At 67.1% G+C, this 17,966-nt stretch carries 33 protein-coding genes; all 33 read right to left on the reverse strand.

Annotation, left to right across the window (positions count from 1 at the left end; translation table 11 throughout):
• Window positions 1–39: 39 nt before the first annotated feature.
• The 33 genes from truA to rplD all read right to left on the reverse strand — a co-directional run bounded on the left by truA (window position 40) and on the right by rplD (window position 17,933).
• Entirely contained in the window at window positions 40–867 is an 828-nt protein-coding gene (truA, locus tag WC971_02675; GenBank protein ID MFA5843719.1) for a tRNA pseudouridine(38-40) synthase TruA, read from the reverse strand.
• Window positions 867–1,664, reverse strand: a complete 798-nt coding sequence (locus tag WC971_02680; GenBank protein ID MFA5843720.1) for an energy-coupling factor transporter transmembrane component T — start codon at window positions 1,662–1,664, stop codon at window positions 867–869. The genes truA and WC971_02680 overlap by 1 nt, the downstream gene beginning before the upstream one ends.
• A complete protein-coding gene (locus tag WC971_02685) occupies window positions 1,661–2,491 on the reverse strand; it encodes an ATP-binding cassette domain-containing protein (GenBank protein ID MFA5843721.1) in 831 nt (276 codons plus the stop codon). The genes WC971_02680 and WC971_02685 overlap by 4 nt, the downstream gene beginning before the upstream one ends.
• Window positions 2,482–3,294: an ATP-binding cassette domain-containing protein gene (locus tag WC971_02690; protein MFA5843722.1), complete on the reverse strand. Its 813-nt coding sequence runs from the start codon at window positions 3,292–3,294 to the stop codon at window positions 2,482–2,484. The genes WC971_02685 and WC971_02690 overlap by 10 nt, the downstream gene beginning before the upstream one ends.
• An 85-nt stretch (window positions 3,295–3,379) precedes the next feature.
• The gene (gene rplQ, locus WC971_02695) at window positions 3,380–3,733 is read right to left on the reverse strand and encodes a 50S ribosomal protein L17 (protein ID MFA5843723.1); all 354 of its coding nucleotides are present in this window, start codon (window positions 3,731–3,733) and stop codon (window positions 3,380–3,382) included.
• Window positions 3,734–3,745: 12 nt separating this feature from the next.
• On the reverse strand, window positions 3,746–4,684 hold the full coding sequence (locus WC971_02700) for a DNA-directed RNA polymerase subunit alpha (GenBank protein ID MFA5843724.1): 939 nt from the start codon (window positions 4,682–4,684) through the stop codon (window positions 3,746–3,748).
• A gap of 28 nt (window positions 4,685–4,712) precedes the next feature.
• Complete coding sequence (gene rpsD, locus WC971_02705; protein MFA5843725.1) at window positions 4,713–5,339, reverse strand: 30S ribosomal protein S4; 627 nt, start codon at window positions 5,337–5,339, stop codon at window positions 4,713–4,715.
• Window positions 5,340–5,358: 19 nt separating this feature from the next.
• Entirely contained in the window at window positions 5,359–5,760 is a 402-nt protein-coding gene (gene rpsK / locus WC971_02710; GenBank protein ID MFA5843726.1) for a 30S ribosomal protein S11, read from the reverse strand.
• A 1-nt stretch (window position 5,761) separates the two neighbouring features.
• Window positions 5,762–6,136: a 30S ribosomal protein S13 gene (rpsM, locus tag WC971_02715; protein MFA5843727.1), complete on the reverse strand. Its 375-nt coding sequence runs from the start codon at window positions 6,134–6,136 to the stop codon at window positions 5,762–5,764.
• A gap of 18 nt (window positions 6,137–6,154) precedes the next feature.
• On the reverse strand, window positions 6,155–6,268 hold the full coding sequence (gene rpmJ / locus WC971_02720) for a 50S ribosomal protein L36 (GenBank protein ID MFA5843728.1): 114 nt from the start codon (window positions 6,266–6,268) through the stop codon (window positions 6,155–6,157).
• 126 nt (window positions 6,269–6,394) lie between these two features.
• Window positions 6,395–6,616, reverse strand: a complete 222-nt coding sequence (gene infA, locus WC971_02725) for a translation initiation factor IF-1 (protein ID MFA5843729.1) — start codon at window positions 6,614–6,616, stop codon at window positions 6,395–6,397.
• Between the two features lie 96 nt (window positions 6,617–6,712).
• Window positions 6,713–7,459, reverse strand: a complete 747-nt coding sequence (gene map, locus WC971_02730; protein ID MFA5843730.1) for a type I methionyl aminopeptidase — start codon at window positions 7,457–7,459, stop codon at window positions 6,713–6,715.
• 11 nt (window positions 7,460–7,470) lie between these two features.
• A complete protein-coding gene (locus WC971_02735) occupies window positions 7,471–8,115 on the reverse strand; it encodes an adenylate kinase (protein ID MFA5843731.1) in 645 nt (214 codons plus the stop codon).
• 13 nt (window positions 8,116–8,128) lie between these two features.
• Window positions 8,129–9,388 (reverse strand): preprotein translocase subunit SecY, encoded by a 1,260-nt coding sequence (secY, locus tag WC971_02740; protein ID MFA5843732.1) that lies wholly within the window; start codon window positions 9,386–9,388, stop codon window positions 8,129–8,131.
• On the reverse strand, window positions 9,385–9,831 hold the full coding sequence (rplO, locus tag WC971_02745; protein ID MFA5843733.1) for a 50S ribosomal protein L15: 447 nt from the start codon (window positions 9,829–9,831) through the stop codon (window positions 9,385–9,387). The genes secY and rplO overlap by 4 nt, the downstream gene beginning before the upstream one ends.
• A 91-nt stretch (window positions 9,832–9,922) precedes the next feature.
• Window positions 9,923–10,102, reverse strand: a complete 180-nt coding sequence (rpmD, locus tag WC971_02750; protein ID MFA5843734.1) for a 50S ribosomal protein L30 — start codon at window positions 10,100–10,102, stop codon at window positions 9,923–9,925.
• A gap of 19 nt (window positions 10,103–10,121) precedes the next feature.
• The gene (gene rpsE / locus WC971_02755; protein MFA5843735.1) at window positions 10,122–10,631 is read right to left on the reverse strand and encodes a 30S ribosomal protein S5; all 510 of its coding nucleotides are present in this window, start codon (window positions 10,629–10,631) and stop codon (window positions 10,122–10,124) included.
• Between the two features lie 12 nt (window positions 10,632–10,643).
• Window positions 10,644–11,012 carry a 50S ribosomal protein L18 gene (gene rplR, locus WC971_02760; GenBank protein ID MFA5843736.1) on the reverse strand — a complete coding sequence of 123 codons (369 nt, stop codon included), beginning with the start codon at window positions 11,010–11,012 and terminating at the stop codon, window positions 10,644–10,646.
• 29 nt (window positions 11,013–11,041) lie between these two features.
• On the reverse strand, window positions 11,042–11,578 hold the full coding sequence (gene rplF / locus WC971_02765) for a 50S ribosomal protein L6 (protein ID MFA5843737.1): 537 nt from the start codon (window positions 11,576–11,578) through the stop codon (window positions 11,042–11,044).
• Between the two features lie 31 nt (window positions 11,579–11,609).
• Complete coding sequence (gene rpsH / locus WC971_02770; GenBank protein ID MFA5843738.1) at window positions 11,610–12,011, reverse strand: 30S ribosomal protein S8; 402 nt, start codon at window positions 12,009–12,011, stop codon at window positions 11,610–11,612.
• A gap of 103 nt (window positions 12,012–12,114) precedes the next feature.
• Window positions 12,115–12,300 carry a type Z 30S ribosomal protein S14 gene (locus WC971_02775; protein MFA5843739.1) on the reverse strand — a complete coding sequence of 62 codons (186 nt, stop codon included), beginning with the start codon at window positions 12,298–12,300 and terminating at the stop codon, window positions 12,115–12,117.
• 37 nt (window positions 12,301–12,337) lie between these two features.
• A complete protein-coding gene (rplE, locus tag WC971_02780) occupies window positions 12,338–12,880 on the reverse strand; it encodes a 50S ribosomal protein L5 (GenBank protein ID MFA5843740.1) in 543 nt (180 codons plus the stop codon).
• Between the two features lie 79 nt (window positions 12,881–12,959).
• Window positions 12,960–13,283 carry a 50S ribosomal protein L24 gene (gene rplX, locus WC971_02785; protein ID MFA5843741.1) on the reverse strand — a complete coding sequence of 108 codons (324 nt, stop codon included), beginning with the start codon at window positions 13,281–13,283 and terminating at the stop codon, window positions 12,960–12,962.
• Between the two features lie 10 nt (window positions 13,284–13,293).
• The gene (gene rplN, locus WC971_02790) at window positions 13,294–13,662 is read right to left on the reverse strand and encodes a 50S ribosomal protein L14 (protein ID MFA5843742.1); all 369 of its coding nucleotides are present in this window, start codon (window positions 13,660–13,662) and stop codon (window positions 13,294–13,296) included.
• A gap of 45 nt (window positions 13,663–13,707) precedes the next feature.
• On the reverse strand, window positions 13,708–13,968 hold the full coding sequence (gene rpsQ, locus WC971_02795; protein ID MFA5843743.1) for a 30S ribosomal protein S17: 261 nt from the start codon (window positions 13,966–13,968) through the stop codon (window positions 13,708–13,710).
• A gap of 12 nt (window positions 13,969–13,980) precedes the next feature.
• Window positions 13,981–14,196: a 50S ribosomal protein L29 gene (rpmC, locus tag WC971_02800; protein MFA5843744.1), complete on the reverse strand. Its 216-nt coding sequence runs from the start codon at window positions 14,194–14,196 to the stop codon at window positions 13,981–13,983.
• A complete protein-coding gene (gene rplP, locus WC971_02805; protein ID MFA5843745.1) occupies window positions 14,196–14,624 on the reverse strand; it encodes a 50S ribosomal protein L16 in 429 nt (142 codons plus the stop codon). The genes rpmC and rplP overlap by 1 nt, the downstream gene beginning before the upstream one ends.
• On the reverse strand, window positions 14,625–15,380 hold the full coding sequence (gene rpsC, locus WC971_02810) for a 30S ribosomal protein S3 (GenBank protein ID MFA5843746.1): 756 nt from the start codon (window positions 15,378–15,380) through the stop codon (window positions 14,625–14,627). It lies immediately after the preceding gene.
• A 3-nt stretch (window positions 15,381–15,383) separates the two neighbouring features.
• Entirely contained in the window at window positions 15,384–15,725 is a 342-nt protein-coding gene (gene rplV, locus WC971_02815; GenBank protein MFA5843747.1) for a 50S ribosomal protein L22, read from the reverse strand.
• 6 nt (window positions 15,726–15,731) lie between these two features.
• Window positions 15,732–16,007: a 30S ribosomal protein S19 gene (gene rpsS, locus WC971_02820; GenBank protein ID MFA5843748.1), complete on the reverse strand. Its 276-nt coding sequence runs from the start codon at window positions 16,005–16,007 to the stop codon at window positions 15,732–15,734.
• Window positions 16,008–16,035: 28 nt separating this feature from the next.
• Entirely contained in the window at window positions 16,036–16,866 is an 831-nt protein-coding gene (gene rplB, locus WC971_02825; protein ID MFA5843749.1) for a 50S ribosomal protein L2, read from the reverse strand.
• A gap of 153 nt (window positions 16,867–17,019) precedes the next feature.
• A complete protein-coding gene (gene rplW / locus WC971_02830) occupies window positions 17,020–17,307 on the reverse strand; it encodes a 50S ribosomal protein L23 (GenBank protein MFA5843750.1) in 288 nt (95 codons plus the stop codon).
• Complete coding sequence (rplD, locus tag WC971_02835) at window positions 17,307–17,933, reverse strand: 50S ribosomal protein L4 (protein ID MFA5843751.1); 627 nt, start codon at window positions 17,931–17,933, stop codon at window positions 17,307–17,309. Before rplD ends, rplW begins: the two co-directional genes overlap by 1 nt.
• Window positions 17,934–17,966: the final 33 nt, after the last annotated feature.

Consider the following 17,966-nt stretch of genomic DNA (forward strand, 5'->3'; position numbering starts at 1 on the left):
ATCACGGCGCGAGCGCGTGCGCGAGCACGTCCGCGGGGGTCAGAGCCATGGCTCCTCCGGATAGCGCACGTGCCACAGGACGAGACCGTGCGGCGGGGCCGTGGGGCCCGCGGCGGCGCGCTCGCTCGCCGCGAGCGCCTCCCCGACCCACGCAGCGGGACGCCGGCCCCTGCCCACCTCGACGAGCGTGCCCACGATGATCCGCACCATCGAGTGGAGGAACGAACGGCCGACGACGCGCACGACGACGCAGTGCTCTCCCATCTCCTGCGCGGGCCCGACGTCGAGCGTCTCGATCTCGCGCACGGTCCGCTTCCCGGCCGCACTCTCCGTCACACAGAAGCTGCGGAAGTCGTGCTCGCCAAGAAGGTGATGGGCTCCCTCGCGCATCGCCCCCAGATCGAGACCCCCTTTGACCCACCAGGCGCGCCCAGCCAGGAAGAGGGGCGGGACCGGTCCCGGCACGAGCCGGTACCGGTACTCTCGGGCCTCAGCGTCATGACGGGCCGAGAAGCCGGCTGCCGCCCGGCACGCACCCGAGACCACTATGCCGGGACCGAGCAGCGCATTCAGCGACCTCACGATCGACGCCGGATCCGGATCGTCGCCCGAAGCCGGCAGGGAGACGACTTGACCCAGCGCGTGGACGCCCGCGTCCGTACGCCCGGCGCACTCGAGCGAGACTTCCCGGCGGAGGACCACGGCGAGTGCCTCCTCGAGACGACCCTGCACCGTGGCGAGGCCGGCCTGCCGCTGGAAGCCGGCGAGCCCCGCCCCGTCGTAGCCCAGCGTCAGCACGAGCGTTCCCTCGGCCTCTTCCCGCTCCACGACGCCCCCCTCTCCCGAAGATGCCGCCTTCGAGTCCATCAGCACACCACCGCGATCGCGATGCAGGCGAGGGCCCCGAGCGACAGGGTCGCCCAATCGGTCGCGCGCATCAGGGGCTCGACCAGCCGGGTGCGCGCGGCTCCACTCCGGTAGCAGCGCGCCTCCATGGCGACCGCGAGCGCGTCCGCCCGACGGAAGAGCCCGACGAAGAGCGGAACGAGCACCGGGACGTACGCCCGAGCCCGCCGCAGCGGGCCGCCCTCGCCCAACCTCGCACCCCGGGCCGTCTGGGCAAGGATGACGTGTTCGGCCTCCTGGGCCGTGGTGGGGATGAAGCGCAGAGCGATCGTGAGCATCATCGCCAGGTCGCCCACGGGTAGTCCGAGGACCTTGAGGGGTCCGAGTGCACGCTCGAGGCCGTCCGAGAGTTCCACCGGCGTCGTCGTCAGCGTGACGAGCGAAGTCCCGACGACCAGCACGACGATGCGCACCGCGAAGAAGACGCCCGAGCGCAAGCCTTCCGCATCGAGAGCGAGAGGTCCGAGCCTCAAGAGCGAGACCGTCGCGGGCTGCCATCTCACGGCATGGGCGACGAGGGTGAAGGTGAGAATGACCGCGACGGCGCGCACCCCGCGAACGGCCACGCTCCACGGCACGCGCGACACGGCGACCGACAGCGCGACGAACACGGCGAGGACGAGGAGCCCGGCGAACCGATCGACGGCGAAGAGCGCGACCGCGAACACCGCCGCGACGCCCATCTTGGCGCGCGCGTCGAGCCGGTGGACCGGCGAATCCACCGCTACGTACTGCCCGAAGACAGGACGGGCCCTCATCGCGGCCACCCCGCTGCCCCGGCGAGCCGTCGGGCCGCTTCGACCGGGTCGAACGTCACCGATCCAGAAGCTGCGCCATGTCGGGTGGCGAGCGCTTGCGCCCGCACGACCTCGGGGACCGGCGCGTCCGCGGGAGGCGCCTGCGCATATGCGCGCGCGTCTCCCGAGAAGACCGGTCTCCCGTCCCTCAAGTAGAGCACTCTCGTCGCGAGCGGCAAGAACGTGTCGGGGTCGTGCGAGACGACGACGACTCCCGCCGACTCCCGCGCCCGGCACACGATCTCGATCACGGCCGCGCGTCCCGGCGCATCGAGCCCGGCGGTCGGCTCGTCGAGCAGCAGGTACGCGGGGCGCATCGCGACGACGCCGGCTATCGCCGCCCGACGGGCCTCTCCCCCCGAGAGCGAGAACGGCGACCGCGGGTGGAACTCCTCGCCTAGCCCGACGAGCGCGAGAGCGTCGCGCGCGGCCGCGTCGGTCTCCACCTCCGACATGCCGCGGTTGCGGGGACCGAAGGCCGCGTCCGCCAACACGGTGTCCGCGAAGAACTGCGACTCCGGGTCCTGGAAGACGAGCCCGACCGACTTGCGGAACCTCACGGCCTCTCGCGAAAGGAGTTCGAGGCCGTCCACGGAGACGGAACCTTCCGTGGGCGTGACGAGCCCGGCCATGAGGGACAGCAGCGTCGACTTGCCCGATCCGGTCGGCCCGAACACGGCGAGGAGGTCTCCGGCTCCTATCTCCAGGCTCACGTCGGCGAGCGCCCTGTGTTCGACGGACGTCCCGGCCTGGTAAGCATACCCGGCGCCCTTCAGTATCAGGGCCATAGGGCGGCCACCACGCTCTCCGCAGACATCGCGTCGGGCGGAACGGGGACTCCGAGTTCGCGAAGGCTTCGGGCGAGGATCGCGATGGGCGGGATCCGCAACCCGAGGCTGCTGAGAAGCTCCTCGTCCGCGAGGAGACCACCGATGTCGCCATCGAACGCTACCGTTCCTCGCGACAGGGCGACGACCCGGTCGGCGCGAGCCGCGTCGGCCAGATCGTGGGTCACGTGCAGGATGCCCGTGCCGCGCACCGCCAGCCGATCGAGGACGGCGAGCACGTCCGCGCGGCCGCAGGGGTCGAGGAGGGCGGTCGGCTCGTCGAGCACGAGGTACGCCGGGCGCATAGCCAGCGCGCCGGCTATGGCGAGACGCTGCTTCTGCCCCTGTGAGAGCAGATGCGGTTCGCGGCGCTCCGATCCGGTGAGCCCCACCGAAGCCAGGCTCTCGTCGACCCGGAGCCGCAGCTCATCGCGAGGGACGCACAGGTTCTCGGGACCGAACGCCACGTCCTCTTCGACGACGGTGCCCACGATCTGGTCGTCGGGATTCTGCATGACGAGCCCGACTCGGGAACGCACGTCGCGCGCGCGACTCTCGTCACGGGTGTCGACGCCGTCGACGGCGACCGTCCCCTCGTCCGGCGACAGGAGGCCGTCGCACAGACGCGCCAGTGTGGACTTACCCGAACCGTTCGCGCCCACGACGGCGACGGTCTCCCCTGCGGCGAGCGTCAGCGAGACCCCGCACAGCGCGGCGTTCGGCGCTCCGGGATAGGTGAAGCCGACATCGATGAGTTCGATCACGGGCGATCCTGACGACGCGGACGCGAAGAGGGCTCCGCGCGACGCGGAGCCCTCTCATCCTACTACGCTGTGCCCGAAGCGTCGGTCAGTCGACGAGCTCCAGGATGACCATGGGTGCGGCGTCGCCCTTGCGGGGGCCGAGCTTCAAGATGCGGACGTATCCGCCCGCGCGACCCTCGAAACGGGGAGCGATGTCAGCGAACACCTTGTGGACGAGCGCCTTGTCACCGAGTTCGGCCATTGCGAGCCGACGCGAGTGCACGTCTCCGCGCTTGCCCCACGTGATGATGTGCTCGACGAGGCCGCGGACCTCTTTGGCGCGCGCTTCGGTGGTCGTGATGCGCTCGTTGATGAAGACCGCGCGCGCGATGCTGCGCAGCATGGCCGTCGTATGGCTCGCGTCGGTGCCTAGCGCACGGCCCTTCTTGGCATGTCTCATTCTGCGGTTCTCCTAAGCCTTGAGTCCCAAACCCATCGCCTGGAGCTTGTCCTTGACCTCTTCGATGGACTTGGCCCCGAAGTTCCGGATGTTCAGCAGATCGCCTTCGCTGCAGTCGACCAGCTGGCGGATGGCGTTGACGCCTTGCCTCTTCAGGCAGTTGTACGAGCGGACCGAGAGGTCCAGATCCTCGATCGGCGTGTCGAGGGCACTCTCGCTCTCGTCGATCGAGGTCGCGAAGATGGTCTCGCCCTCGGGAGGCCTTTCGGCCTGCTCGGCGAAGAGCATCATATGCTCGTCGATCACCCGGGCAGCGCGAGCGACCGCGTCGCCCGCCTCGATCGACCCGTCGCACTCCACTTCGAGGATGAGCTTGTCGTAGTCGGTCCGCTGACCGACACGCGTGTTCTCCACCACGTACGTACAGCGGGAGACCGGGCTGAACAGCGAGTCGACCGTGATGACGCCCAGCGGGTCCTCGGCGCGCTTGTTGCGGTCCGCCGTGACGTAGCCGCGCCCGACGCCGATCCGGATGCTCATCTCGAGCTTGGCGCCCTTGTTGAGCGTCGCGATGACGTGTCCGGGGTTCACGAGCTCGAACTCCGACGGGACCTTGAGGTCCGCGCCGGTCACTACCTTCGCACCGCTCGCGGTGACGGTGGCGACAGCGTCGCCCTCTCCGATCCCCGTGTCGCGGAATACGAGGCCCTTCACGTTGAGGACGATGTCGGTGACGTCCTCGCGAACGCCCTCGACGGTCGAGAACTCGTGCTGGACGCCCTCGACCCTTATCGACGTGGCGGCAGCCCCCTGCAGAGACGACAGAAGGACGCGCCGCATGCAGTTGCCGAGCGTGTAGCCGAAGCCGCGCTCGAGCGGCTCGACGACGTATCGCGCGCTGCGCTCGTCGATGCGTTCGACGTTCACCGTTGGCTTGAGGAACTCGGTCATGTACGAAGCCTCCTTGGCCGTCGCGACGCTACTTCGAGTACAACTCGACGATGAGCTGCTCGCGCACGGGCGCGTCGATCTGGTCGCGCTGCGGCGCGGATAGCACCTTGCCGGACAGCTTCTCGACGTCGACCTCGAGCCACCCGGGCACCTCGGTCTTCGCGGAAGAGATAAGAGCCGCCTTGAGCACCGTCAGGTTCCGGGCCTTCTCGCAGACGGCGATGACGTCGCCCGGACGCACGCGGTACGACGGGATGTCGACCCGCCTTCCGTTGACCAGGTAATGGCCGTGGCGGACGAGCTGACGCGCTTCATCCCGCGATGACGCGAGACCTAGGCGGTAGACCACGTTGTCGATACGGCTCTCGAGGAGCCGCAGCAGGTTCTCGCCGGTGATGCCGGGCAGCCTCGATGCGATCTCGTAGTACGTGCGGAACTGCTTCTCCAGCACGCCGTACGTGCGCTTCGCCTTCTGCTTCTCGCGCAACTGCACGCGGTACTCCGAATCGCGCGGGCGCTTCTTGCCGGCCTGGCCAGGCGGATAGGGACGACGCTCCACAGCGCACTTGTCGCTGTAGCAGCGGTCACCCTTCAGGAAGAGCTTGATACCTTCACGGCGGCACAGTCTGCAGTCCGCCCCGGTGTAACGGGCCATGGGGTCTCTTCCTCTCGAACTACACGCGACGGCGCTTGCGCGGCCGACAACCGTTGTGAGGGACGGGGGTGCGGTCCTGGATGCTGCTGATCTCCAGACCGGCGGCCTGCAGGGAGCGGATCGCCGTCTCGCGACCGGAGCCAGGCCCCTTCACGAAGACCGCGACCTTGCGCAGGCCATGCTCCTGGGCCATCTTCGCGCACGCCTCCGCGGCCATCTGCGCGGCGAACGGCGTGGACTTCCGGGAGCCCTTGAAACCGACGGTCCCAGCGGACTGCCAGGAGACCACGTTCCCCGCGGGGTCCGTGATCGAGATGATCGTGTTGTTGAACGTGCTCTTGATGTGAGCCGCGCCGACGGCGATGTTCTTGCGCTCGCTGCGGCGGACCCGGGTCTTAGCGACCCTCTTCTTGGCTGCCATGCTACTTGCCCTTCTTCTTCGCGCCGATCTGGCGACGCGGACCCTTGCGAGTGCGGGCGTTGGTGTGCGTCCGCTGACCGCGCACGGGTAGGCCCTTGCGATGACGCAGGCCGCGATAGCAGCCGATCTCCATGAGGCGCTTGATGTTCTGGCCGATCTCACGGCGGAGATCGCCTTCGACCTTGAGAGCGCGGTCGATGTACTCGCGGAGGCGGACGACCTCCTCCTCGGTGAGGTTACGCACCCGCGTGTCGGGGCTGATGCCCGTCTCGCGGAGGATCGTCCGGCTCGTCGTGAGACCGACGCCGTAGATGTAGGTCAAGCCGATCTCTACCCGCTTCTCGCGGGGAAGGTCGACGCCTGCGATGCGCGCCACGCTGACTCCCTCCCGGGCCTAGCCCTGCCGCTGCTTGTGCCGAGGATTCTCGCAGATCACGAGTACCCGACCGTGGCGGCGGATGACCTTGCACTTCTCACAGATGCGCTTTACCGACGGTCGCACCTTCATCGTGTGTTCCTTCCGGTCATTCCTGTAGACCTGTATCTCTACACCCAGCCGCAGGTGTTCCTTTTCATACCCGTTGCCCGGACGGCCACGCCGCCGGGCGTCTCCACGGCACTCCCGAGAGAGCGCCTACTTGTAGCGATACGTGATCCGGCCTCGGGTCAGGTCGTACGGAGAGAGCTCGACGATGACCCGGTCACCTGGCAGGATGCGGATGTAGTGCATGCGCATCTTCCCTGAGATGTGGGCTAGCACCCGATGCCCGTTGTCGAACTCGACGCGGAACATCGCATTCGGGAGCGGCTCGACGACCACGCCCTCCATCTCGATGGAATCATCACGCTTGCCCAAATACCCGTTTCCCTCCGATGCCCAACGGCCACGAACGCGTAGTATAGCCGACCTGCCGCGGTCGCGTCCAGCACGGAAACGATCCTAGCTGCCGCATCACTCCACCGTGAGCACCCACGGTCCCTCTTCGGTCACCGCCACGGTGTGCTCGAAGTGCGCCGAGAGGCTGCCGTCAGCCGTCACCACCGTCCAGCCGTCCCGCAGCGAGCGCACTTCCTGGCCGCCCGCGTTCACCATCGGCTCGATGGCGAAGACCATGCCCGCCTTCAGCGTCGGCCCCTGCCCCGCACGCCCGTAGTTCGGGACGTTCGGCTCCTCGTGCATGTCCCGACCGATCCCGTGCCCCACGTACTCGCGCACGACCGAGAAGCCCGCACCCTCCGCGACGTGCTGGACCGCGGCGCTGATGTCGTAGAGGCGCATCCCGGGTATGCATCTGGAGATGCCCGCCTCGAGCGCACGGCGTGTCGCATCCATCAGCGACGCCGCTTCGTCAGAGATCGCTCCCACCGGGAACGTCCTCGCGGCGTCGCCGAAGTACCCGTCGACCACCGCGCCTACGTCGACCGAGAGGATGTCACCCTCGACCAGACGCGTCGGGCCAGGGATCCCGTGGACGACCTCGCCGTTGCGCGACGTGCATATCGAGGCCGGGAACCCGCGATAGCCCTTGAACGCGGGGACGGCGCCAGCCTCTCGGATCACCGAGTCCGCGATCTTGTCGAGTTCGCCCGTGGTGACACCCGGGCGGACGGCGGCGCCGACCTCACGCAGCGTCACCGCGACGACGCGCCCCGCCTCGCGCATGATCTCGAGCTCGGCGGCCGATTTGCAGACGATCATCGTGGGGCGGCCTACGTCGCCAGGGTGCGACGGACCTCGGCGTACACTTCGTCGACGGGACGGTCGCCGTCTACGGAGCGAACGAGACCCTTCGCGCGATAGTACTCGATGAGCGGTGCGGTCGACCTCTCGTACACGTCGAGGCGGTTCGTGACCGTCTCGACCGTGTCGTCGTCCCGCTGGTAGATCTCGCCTCCGCACGTGTCACATCGACTGGGATCCGCCGGAACGTCCGAGAGCAGGTTGTAGATGCGGCCGCACGAACGGCAGGTGCGGCGAGCGGTGAGCCGGTCGACGATGACCTGCTTGTCCACGTCGACGCTCACGACCGCGTCGAGGCCCTTGCCTATCTGAGCGAGCATCGCGTCGAGCGCGTCGGCCTGCGCGACGGTGCGCGGGAAGCCGTCGAGTATGAACCCGGCGACCGTGTCCGGCTGCGAGAGCCGCTCGCGCACGAGCCCGATGACCACGTCGTCGGGGACGAGGTCGCCCGCGTCCATATAGCGCTTCGCCTCCATGCCGAGAGTCGTCGCGTCAGCGACGGCCTTGCGCAGGATGTCACCGGTCGAGACGTGGGCGACACCGAGATCGGCGACGAGCCGGGCGGCCTGCGTTCCCTTGCCGGCGCCGGGCGCCCCGAGCAGGACGATCTTCATGGTCCCGTTCCCCCTACTTGAAGTAGCCGTCGTAGTGACGCATCTTCAGCTGGCTCTCGAGCTGCGTCATCGTCTCGAGCGCGACACCAACCATGATGAGGATCGATGTGCCACCGAAGGAGCGCAGCAGCGTGACATCGGTCGCCTGGAACATGAGGCTCGGCAGGATAGCGATGCCCGCGAGGAAGAGCGCCCCCGGCAGGGTGATCCTGTTCAAGACGTTCTCGATGTAGGTGACCGTCGTCTTGCCCGGCCGCACACCCGGGATGAAGCCGCCGTTCTTGCGAAGGTTGTCCGCAAGGTCTATCGGGTTGAAGACGAGCGCCGTGTAGAAGTACGTGAAGAACACGATGAAGATGACGTACAGCGTGAAGTAGAGCCAACCGCTCGTGAGGTAGGAGCCGAGCCGCTGGAGGAACTGCACGCGAGTGAAGCTCGCGATGACCGCGGGGAACGACAGGATCGCGGACGCGAAGATGATGGGGATGACGTTCGCGGCGTTGATCTTCAGCGGGATGTACGTGCCCGTACCGCCGTATACCCGGCGGCCGACGACGCGCTTCGCGTACTGCACCGGGATACGCCGCTGTCCGCGTTCCATCACGACGACGGCCGCGATCACCAGGATGAAGACCCCCATCACAGCGAGCACCATGACCCAGTTGTTCACCTGGAGCGCGGAGATCGTCGCTTCGGGGAACCTCGCGACGATGCTGCTGAAGATGAGCAGTGACATCCCGTTGCCGATGCCTCGCTGCGTGATGAGTTCTCCCATCCACATGATGAAAGCCGTTCCTGCGAGCAGCGTGATGACGACCACGATCCGGGTCGTCCAGTCGAAACGGACGCCCACACCGCCGGCGGTCAGAGGTGCTTGGAAGACGCCGAGCAGACCTATCGACTCGAGCAGGCCGATACCGAGGGTGAGGTAGCGGGTGACCTGAGTGGTCTTGCGCTGGCCCTCCTCCCCCTCCTTCGCCCAGCGCTCGAGGGTCGGGATGACCGCCTGGAGCAACTGGATGATGATCGACGCCGTGATGTAGGGCATGATCCCTAGCGAGAAGACCGCGAATCGCTCGAGCGCGCCGCCCGAGAACAGGTTGAGCAGACCGAGCGCGCCCGGTGCGTTCACGATGTCCTTGATCTTCGACGGATCGACGCCGGGCACGGGGATATGCGCGCCGACGCGGTACAGAGCGATGATCCCGAGCGTGAAGAGTATCTTCTTGCGCAGATCGGGGATGCGGAACGCGTTGACCAATGCCTGGATCACAGCGCCTCGACCGTCCCTCCGACAGCCTCGATCTTCGTGCGGGCGGAGCCCGACACCTTGTCTACCTTCACAGCGAGCTTCTTGGTGAGCTCGCCGTCGCCGAGCACCTTCACCGGCACGGTCTTGCGCTTGATGACGCCCTTGTCGAACAGGGAGTCCACGTCGACGACGTCACCGGCCGAGAAGAGGTCCTCGAGCCGGCCCACGTTGACGATGGCGAATTCCACGCGGAACCGGTTCTTGAAACCGGGCAGCTTCGGCAAGCGCATGTGGAGCGGGTTCTGTCCGCCCTCGAAGCCGGGGCCCTTGCCGCCACCGGCGCGCGAGAGCTGTCCCTTGTCGCCGCGGCCGGACCTACCGCCGTGGCCGGATCCGTGTCCGCGACCGACTCGCTTGCGCTCCTTGCGCGAACCAGGCGCCGGGAACAGGTCATGTATCTGCATTCGTGCTCTCTCCTTCTCGCTCGACGCCGGGCGGTCCTGCCCGCCCGGCCGCCGGCAGCTCGCCGCCGGCCGACTGATGGCGCGTGCCTTCCTAGATCTCCTCGACGCGCACGAGGTGCCGCACCTTGTGGACCATCCCGCGGATGACCGGCGTGTCCGCCTGCTCCACGGTGTCCGAGATGCGCTTCAGACCGAGTGCGCGCACGGTAGCCCGCTGGTCCGCGGGAGTGCCGATGACGCTCTTGGTCTGGGTGATCCTCAGGTTCTTCACGTTCGTCGTGGTCACGGTGTCACTCCTCGGTCCCGTAGACCTGCGCGATGGTCTTGCCGCGGCGGCGTGCGATGTCGGCCGGGCTAGCGAGCCCGCGCAGCCCCTCGGCAGCGGCCTTCACCATATTGAGGGCGTTGTCGGAGCCGAGCGACTTCGACAACACGTCGTGGATGCCCGCGAACTCGAGCAGCGCACGCACCGGGCCGCCGGCGATGACGCCGGTACCGGGAGCGGCGGGCTTCAGTAGCACCTTGCCGGCGCCGAACTCCCCGAGGATAGCGTGCGGGATGGTCGTCCCCGACAGCGGGATCCGGAACAGGTTCTTCTTCGCGTCCTCGACGCCCTTCTTGATGGCGACCGGCACCTCACCGGCCTTGCCCATCCCGACGCCGACCTGTCCCTTGCCGTCCCCGACGACGACGAGCGCCGTCAGCGAGAAGCGGCGGCCGCCCTTGACGACCTTCGAGACACGATTGATGTAGACGACCTTCTCCTGGAACTCGGAGACCGGAGCGGTGTTGCGGGCCATCGTCATCCTCTCCTAGAACTTCAGGCCGGCGGCGCGCGCGCCGTCAGCCAGGGCCTGCACGCGACCGTGATACAGGTGGCCGCCGCGATCGAAGATGACCTCGGCCACCCCCGCCTCGACAGCGCGGCGGCCGATGGACTCGCCGACGGCGCGTGCGGCTTCGACATCCGCGCCGCCCTTCAGCGTGGCGCGCAGCTCAGGGTCGAGGGTCGACGAAGCGGCGACGGTGCGGCCGGCGACGTCATCGACGAGCTGTGCGTATATGTGCAGGTTCGTCCGGATGACGCAGAGACGCGGCCGCTGTGCGCTGCCGTTCACCTTGCCCCTGACCCTGCGATGACGTCGAGCCAGACTCGCCCGCTTCGCCTTGAGTGCGTCCATGCCGATCCTCTCCTCGCTTCGTCTCCGGACTACTTGGCGGTCTTGCCGAGCTTGCGGCGTACGCGCTCGCCCTCGTACCGCACGCCCTTGCCCTTGTAGGGCTCCGGCGGCCGGATCTTGCGGATCTCGGCGGCCACCTGGCCGACCTGCTGCTTGTCGATACCGCGCACGGTGATCCTCGTCGGCGCGGGCACCTCGAACGTGATGCCGGCGGGAGCGGGATAGACCACCGGATGGCTGAAACCGAGCGCGAGCTCGAGATCGGAACCCTTGAGCACGGCACGATAGCCGACCCCGACGATCTCGAGATTGCGGGCGAAACCTTCGGAGACGCCCACGATCATGTTGTTGACCAGTGTGCGCGTCAGACCGTGCAGCGACCTGTGATCGCGGCTGTCGGACGGACGACTGACGGTGATGACGCCCTCGTCGAGACCGATCTCCATGTCAGGATGGAACGTACCGTTGAGAGAGCCCTTCGGCCCCTTCACGCTGACGCTCGGACCCTCCACTATGACCTCGACCCCGGACGGGACCGGGATGGGCTGCTTGCCGATGCGGGACACGGCTTCTCGCTCCTTTCTCAGTCCTGTCCGGTCACCAGATGTAGGCGATGACCTCGCCGCCCACGCCAGCGACGCGGGCCTGCTTCTCGGTCATTACACCGCGCGAGGTCGAGATCACGGCGATGCCGAGACCGCCGAGCACGCGCGGGAGTTCGTCCTTCTTCGCGTACACACGTAGGCCCGGCTTGGAGATCCTCCGGATACCGGTGATCGTGCGCTCCTTCTTCGGGCCGTACTTGAGAGTGATCGTCAGGGTACCCTGAGGGTTCTCGCCCTGAGCCACCTCGTAGCCCTCGACGTAGCCTTCCTGCTTCATGATGCGCGCGATCTCGACGATCTTGCGCGAGGAGGGCATCGATGCGCTCCCCTGGAAAGCGGAGTTCGCGTTGCGCACCCGCGTCAACATGTCCGCGATCGGGTCTGTCATGCTCATGTCGTTCTCCTCCGTATGTTCCGGGATGACACTCGCTCGGCGGTGCGCGGGCACCCGTGGCGCCTGCGCCGGACCCGAGCGGGGCTGGACGTCCTCAAGAGCGCTACCAACTCGCCTTGCGGACGCCGGGCAGCTCGCCGCGGCTCGCCAGTTCGCGCAGGCACACGCGACACAGGCCGAACTGGCGATAGTAGGCCCGAGGACGGCCGCACCGGACGCACCGGTTGATCGTGCGGACCGAGAACTTCGGGACTCGCTTCGCCTTGGCGATCATCGACTTCTTTGCCACTGAAGACCTCCTTGCCTTGACGCGCGCGGCGCGTCGGCTATCGCTTGAACGGGAAACCGAACGCGTCGAGCAGTGCCCGGCAGCGTTCGTCGTTCCCGGCGGTCGTCACGAAAGTGATATCCATGCCGCGCACGCGGTCGACCTTGTCGTAGTCGATCTCGGGGAAGATCAGCTGCTCGGTGACTCCGAGCGAGTAGTTCCCGCGGCCGTCGAACGCCTTCTCGCTCACACCGCGGAAGTCACGGATGCGAGGCAGAGCCGTGGCGAGCAGCCGATCCATGAACTCCCACATCCGGTCGCCTCGCAAGGTCACCTTGCACCCGATTGGCATGCCCTTGCGGATCTTGAAGCCGGCGATCGACTTCTTCGCCTTCGTGATGACAGGCCTTTGCCCGGTGACGATCGCAAGATCCTCGGCCGCGGCGTCGAGCAGCTTCGTGTCCTGCACCGCAGCACCGACGCCCATGTTGACCACTATCTTCTTGAACTTCGGTACCTCGTTCACGTTGGCGAGACCGAGCTGCTCCTTGAGCTGCCCGACCACCTCCGTGCGGTACTTCTCCTTGAGCCGTGGGGTCACAGCGTTCCCTCCATCGCACCCTCACGCGCCGGATTTCCGACCCGGCGCGCTCGGCACCCGCCAGAGGCGGGCCCGGCTGTCACTTGTCGATCTCCTTGCCGCACTTCTTGCACACCCGCACCCGGACGCCGCCCTCACGCTTGCGTGAGATCCGTGTCGGGAGCGAGCAACTCGGGCAGACGAGCATGACGTTCGACACGTGGATGGTACCCTCGATATCGACGATGCCGCCTTGGGGGTTGCGCTGCGTCGGGCGGGCCGCTTTCTTGAGCATGTGGACGTTCTCCACGACGAGGCGCTGCTTGTAGGGCAGGGCGCGCATGACCTTGCCCTCCTTGCCCTTGTCCTTGCCCGCGATGACGCGGACACGGTCACCCTTGTGTATCGTCAGTGACTTGGTCATCGCATGCCTCCTACAGGACCTCGGGCGCGAGCGACACGATCTTCATGTACTTGCGGTCGCGCAACTCGCGGGCGACCGGGCCGAAGATGCGGGTCCCGCGCGGGTTGCCCTGGTTGTCGATGATGACGGCCGCGTTCTCGTCGAACTTGATGTAGCTCCCATCCGGCCGGCGCATCTCCTTCGCCGTGCGAACGACGACGGCGCGAACGATCTCGCCCTTCTTGACGCTCCCGTTCGGTATGGCTTCCTTCACCGTAGCGACGATGGTGTCGCCGATGCGCGCGTACCGGCGCCGCGAGCCGCCGAGCACCTTGATGCACAGCACCCGCCTCGCGCCGCTGTTGTCGGCCACCTTCAGCCGGGTCTCAGCTTGGATCATCTCGTCCTCCACACCTGTTCGGACTTCCCGTGAGCGGGACCGACTCTACTTGGCCTTCTCCACGATCTCGACCAGACGCCACCGCTTCAGCTTGGACAGCGGACGCGTCTCCATGATGAGCACGCGATCGCCGACCGAACTCGCGTTCTCGTCGTCGTGCGCGTGGAACTTCGTGCTCTGAGTGAGCATCTTGCCGTACAAGGCGTGGCGCTTGCGTTCCTCCACCAGGACGACACAGGTCTTGTCGCCCGCGGTGGAGACCACCACGCCCTGCCGGACCTTACGACTCTTGCGATCCGTGGTCATCTGTATCCCTTCCTAGCTCGCCGCGGCTTCGCGCTCGGCGGCAAGCTCGCGCGAGCGCGACTCTGTATGGAGCCGCGCGATGTCGTGCTTGACGGCCGCGATGCGCTGCGGATTGTCCAACTGACCGGTCGCGAGCTGGAAACGAAGGTTGAACAACTCGGCGCGCGCGTCCTTGATCTTCAACTCGAGGTCGGTTTCGCTGAACTCTCTGATCTCGGAGGGCTTCATCACACCTCACCACCCAGGTCGGTCCTTGTCACGAACTTGCACTTTATGGGGAGCTTGTGGGCGGCGAGCCGCATGGCCTCGCGAGCGACCTCTTCGGTCACGCCTGCGACCTCGAACATGATCCGCCCCGGCTTCACCACGGCGACCCACTTCTCGGGGTTGCCCTTGCCCGAGCCCATGCGGGTCTCCGCAGGCTTCTGCGTGACGGGCTTGTCCGGGAAGATGTTGATCCAGACCTTGCCGCCGCGCTTCATGTAGCGGGTCATCGCGACTCGGGCCGCTTCGATCTGCCGGTTGGTGATCCATGCGGCCTCGAGCGACTTGAGCCCGTAATCGCCGAAGTGGACCTGGGTGCCGCCCTTGGCAGGACCCTTCCAGTTGCTTCCACGCTGCACCTTGCGGTGCTTCACGCGCTTGGGGAGCAGCATCTAGCCTCGCCCCCCAACCTCGTTGCGGCGTCCGGCGCCGCGGTCGGGACGCGGACGGTCCGAACGCGGACGGTCCGAACGCGGACGGTCCTCTGTCGGATCGGGAAGAGCCGTCCTCGGCTGGCCGGGAAGGATCTCGCCACGATAGATCCAGACCTTGACGCCGATGGCGCCGAAGGTGGTCCGCGCGTCGGCGGTACCGTAGTCGATCTTGGCGCGGAGCGTGTGCAGCGGCACACGGCCCTCGCGATACCACTCGCGACGGCCCATCTCAGCGCCGCCGAGGCGACCCGAGCACTGGATCCGGATACCGAGAGCGCCACTCTTCATCGACGCCTGGACGGCCTTCTTCATCGCCCGGCGGAAACTCACGCGCGCCTGGAGCTGTTCGGCGACGCCCTGCGCGGAGAGCGTGGCGTCGAGTTCGGGCCGCTTGATCTCGACGATGTTGACTGCGACGGCATGCCCCGTGAGCTTCTCGAGCTCCTTGCGCAGGATGTCGACCTCGGTGCCCTTCTTGCCGATGACGATGCCGGGCCGAGCGGTCCAGAGGTCGACGATCACCTTGTCGCCCTTGCGCTGTATCTCGATCTTCGAGAGGGCGGCGCGGGCGAGCTTCACGCTGAGGTACTTGCGGATCGCAAGATCCTCGGCGAGCGTCTCGCGGTACCCCTTCGCCTTGCCGACGAACCAGCGGGAGCGCCAGTCCTCCGTGATCCCGAGCCGTAGCCCGATGGGGCGGACTTTCTGACCCATCCCCTACGCCTCCTCTCGCTGCTTGACGACGATCGTGATGTGGCTCGTGCGCTTGTTGATGCGGAACGCGCGGCCCATCGCGCGCGGACGCATCCGCTTCAGCGTCGGACCTTCGTCGACGAACGCCTGCGAGACCAACAGCGAGTCCGCGGGGATCTTCAGGTTCTTCTCCGCGTTCGCTACGGCGCTCTTGAGCACCTTCCCGACGTCCTCCGCCGCGGCGCGCGGGGTGAACTTCAGTATCGCGGCTGCGTCCGTGGCCGACTTGCCCCGGACCAGATCGACGACAAGGCGCGCCTTGCGCGGGCTGACCCGCACGTAGCGGGCGACTGCTCTCGTCTCCATCGGTTCCTACCTCTTGCCCTTCTTGTCGGCGGCGTGCCCGCGGAACGTCCGCGTCGGCGCGAACTCGCCGAGCTTGTGGCCGACCATCGACTCGGTGACGTAGACGGGCACGTGCTTGCGCCCGTCGTGGACGGCGATGGTGTGCCCGACCATCTCGGGGAAGATGGTCGAGGCGCGGGACCACGTCTTGATGACCCGCTTCTCGCCCGCCTCGTTCATCGCGTGGATCCGCTCGAGCAACCTCGGCTGCACGAACGGTCCTTTCTTAAGACTCCTGCTCATAGTCGTCTCTTTCGCTCTCTCGTCGCCGCTACTTCTTGCGGCGGCGGATGATCAGGCGGTCGCTGCCCTTGCCCTTGGTGCGGGTCCGGTGACCCTTCGTCGGCACGCCCCACGGTGTGACCGGGTGACGGCCGGCGGTCTTGTTCTTGCCCTCGCCGCCTCCGTGCGGATGGTCCACCGGGTTCATAGCCGTGCCGCGCACGGTCGGCCTCACACCGAGCCACCTGCTGCGCCCGGCCTTGCCGACCGAGATGCCCTCGTGCTCCGCGTTGCCTACGACACCGACCGTCGCACGGCAGCGAAGCAGGACCCGGCGCATCTCGGAGGAGGGCATGCGCAGGATCGCGTAGTCGCCCTCCTTCGCCATCAGTTGCGCCGAGCTGCCCGCGGAGCGCGCGATCGCCGCGCCCTTGCCGGGCTGGAGCTCGATGGCGTGCACGACGGTACCCGTCGGGATGTCGCCGAACTCTAGCGCGTTGCCCGGCTTGATGTCGGCGGAGCCGCCGCTCATCACGGTGTCTCCCACCGACAGCTTCTGCGGCGCGATGATGTACCGCTTCTCGCCGTCGGCGTAGTGCAGCAGCGCGATGCGCGCCGACCGGTTGGGGTCGTACTCGATCGTCGCGACCTTCGCGGGAACGGCGTCCTTGTCGCGCTTGAAGTCGATCACGCGATAGCGCCGCTTGTGACCGCCGCCCTGGTGACGCGTCGTTATGCGCCCGTTGTTGTTCCGGCCGCCCCGATTGTGCAGCGGCTCGAGCAACGACTTCTCCGGCGTGCTCCGCGTGATCTCCGCGAAGTCGGAGACCGTCTGGAACCGGCGGCCCGGCGATGTCGGCTTGTACTTCTTCAGTCCCATTCTCGCTCCTTCCGTCCGATGGCCCGCCCGCCTGGGACACGCGTACCCCGCCGAGAAGCGGGTTCACGCGGCGGCGCGGACGCCGGACCTAACACGGTGCCGGGCGGCTCCATCGCGTCGTCGCGCGAAGGCCCCCGACCGTTCCCACCGCTGCTAGCGGCCCTCGAAGAACTCGATTTTGTCGCCATCCTTCAAGGTGACGACGGCCTTCTTCCACGATCGGGTGAGTCCCTTCGCGGTCCTGACCCTACGAGGCTTCCCATGCACGTTCATGGTGTTCACACTCGTCACCGTGACGTTGAAGATCTCCTGGACAGCCGAGGCGATCTCGGGCTTCTTCGCCCTCTTGTCGACCTCGAACGTGTACCGGTTGTGCTCGATCAGCCCGTAGGACTTCTCCGAGACGATCGGGCGCACGATCACGCTGTGTGCGTAGCGCATTACGACAGCACCCCCTCGAGCCAACCGAGCGCGGGCTTCGTGAAGAGCAGCGCTACGTTGTCCACCAGGTCGTATGTGTTGGCCTCCGAAGCGGTGATCACGCGGATGCCCTCGATGTTGCGAAGCGACTTGATCGTCACGATGTCGTCGTTGGCGACGACGACGGTCGTGCGTCCCGTGATGCCGAGCGCCTTGAGGACGGCTACGGCCTTCTTGGTGGAAGGCGTATCGCCGATGCCGAAGTCCTCGACCACGTGAAGGACGCCCTCAGAACCCTTGGCCGAGAGCGCGCTTCGCATGGCGAGCTTGACGACCTTGTTCGGCACCCTGAACGCGTAGCTGCGCGGGCTCGGGCCGAAGACGGCGCCCCCGCCGCGCCACTGCGGGGCGCGGATCGTGCCCTGCCGGGCTCGGCCGGTCCCCTTCTGGCGCCAGGGCTTCGCACCGCCTCCCGACACCATCCCGCGGGTCTTCGTCGAGTGCGTGCCCGAACGTCGCGCGGCCATCTGGCTGCGCACGACCTGGTGCATCGCGAAAATGTTCGGCGCGACGGCGAAGACGGCATCGGCGACTTTCGCCGTGCCCACCTTCTTGCCGCTCGCGTCCCGTATCTCGAGGCTTGCCATTGGTCTCTCTCCTTCGATGCGTCGCGCGGCCGG

This window comes from Coriobacteriia bacterium (assembly GCA_041658765.1).
GTDB lineage: Bacteria > Actinomycetota > Coriobacteriia > Anaerosomatales > JBAZZO01 > JBAZZO01.

Excerpts from the sequence above, each read along its gene's own strand:
- rpsE (MFA5843735.1), bottom strand. The coding sequence starts at position 10,631 with ATGGCCCGCAACACCGCTCCGGTCTCCGAGTTCCAGGAGAAGGTCGTC.
- rplX (MFA5843741.1), bottom strand. The coding sequence starts at position 13,283 with ATGACCAAGTCACTGACGATACACAAGGGTGACCGTGTCCGCGTCATC.
- rplP (MFA5843745.1), bottom strand. The coding sequence starts at position 14,624 with ATGCTGCTCCCCAAGCGCGTGAAGCACCGCAAGGTGCAGCGTGGAAGC.
- WC971_02680 (MFA5843720.1), bottom strand. The coding sequence starts at position 1,664 with ATGAGGGCCCGTCCTGTCTTCGGGCAGTACGTAGCGGTGGATTCGCCG.
- rpsD (MFA5843725.1), bottom strand. The coding sequence starts at position 5,339 with ATGGCCCGTTACACCGGGGCGGACTGCAGACTGTGCCGCCGTGAAGGT.
- rpsK (MFA5843726.1), bottom strand. The coding sequence starts at position 5,760 with ATGGCAGCCAAGAAGAGGGTCGCTAAGACCCGGGTCCGCCGCAGCGAG.
- rplR (MFA5843736.1), bottom strand. The coding sequence starts at position 11,012 with ATGGACGCACTCAAGGCGAAGCGGGCGAGTCTGGCTCGACGTCATCGC.
- rplD (MFA5843751.1), bottom strand. The coding sequence starts at position 17,933 with ATGGCAAGCCTCGAGATACGGGACGCGAGCGGCAAGAAGGTGGGCACG.
- WC971_02735 (MFA5843731.1), bottom strand. The coding sequence starts at position 8,115 with ATGAAGATCGTCCTGCTCGGGGCGCCCGGCGCCGGCAAGGGAACGCAG.
- rpsH (MFA5843738.1), bottom strand. The coding sequence starts at position 12,011 with ATGAGCATGACAGACCCGATCGCGGACATGTTGACGCGGGTGCGCAAC.
- rplN (MFA5843742.1), bottom strand. The coding sequence starts at position 13,662 with ATGATCCAAGCTGAGACCCGGCTGAAGGTGGCCGACAACAGCGGCGCG.
- truA (MFA5843719.1), bottom strand. The coding sequence starts at position 867 with ATGGACTCGAAGGCGGCATCTTCGGGAGAGGGGGGCGTCGTGGAGCGG.
- rplQ (MFA5843723.1), bottom strand. The coding sequence starts at position 3,733 with ATGAGACATGCCAAGAAGGGCCGTGCGCTAGGCACCGACGCGAGCCAT.
- rplB (MFA5843749.1), bottom strand. The coding sequence starts at position 16,866 with ATGGGACTGAAGAAGTACAAGCCGACATCGCCGGGCCGCCGGTTCCAG.
- rplW (MFA5843750.1), bottom strand. The coding sequence starts at position 17,307 with ATGCGCTACGCACACAGCGTGATCGTGCGCCCGATCGTCTCGGAGAAG.
- rplO (MFA5843733.1), bottom strand. The coding sequence starts at position 9,831 with ATGCAGATACATGACCTGTTCCCGGCGCCTGGTTCGCGCAAGGAGCGC.
- WC971_02685 (MFA5843721.1), bottom strand. The coding sequence starts at position 2,491 with ATGGCCCTGATACTGAAGGGCGCCGGGTATGCTTACCAGGCCGGGACG.
- map (MFA5843730.1), bottom strand. The coding sequence starts at position 7,459 with ATGATCGTCTGCAAATCGGCCGCCGAGCTCGAGATCATGCGCGAGGCG.
- rplV (MFA5843747.1), bottom strand. The coding sequence starts at position 15,725 with ATGGAGACGAGAGCAGTCGCCCGCTACGTGCGGGTCAGCCCGCGCAAG.
- rpsC (MFA5843746.1), bottom strand. The coding sequence starts at position 15,380 with ATGGGTCAGAAAGTCCGCCCCATCGGGCTACGGCTCGGGATCACGGAG.
- rpmC (MFA5843744.1), bottom strand. The coding sequence starts at position 14,196 with ATGAAGCCCTCCGAGATCAGAGAGTTCAGCGAAACCGACCTCGAGTTG.
- WC971_02700 (MFA5843724.1), bottom strand. The coding sequence starts at position 4,684 with ATGACCGAGTTCCTCAAGCCAACGGTGAACGTCGAACGCATCGACGAG.
- rpsQ (MFA5843743.1), bottom strand. The coding sequence starts at position 13,968 with ATGACCACGGATCGCAAGAGTCGTAAGGTCCGGCAGGGCGTGGTGGTC.
- rpsS (MFA5843748.1), bottom strand. The coding sequence starts at position 16,007 with ATGAGCAGGAGTCTTAAGAAAGGACCGTTCGTGCAGCCGAGGTTGCTC.
- rpmJ (MFA5843728.1), bottom strand. The coding sequence starts at position 6,268 with ATGAAGGTGCGACCGTCGGTAAAGCGCATCTGTGAGAAGTGCAAGGTC.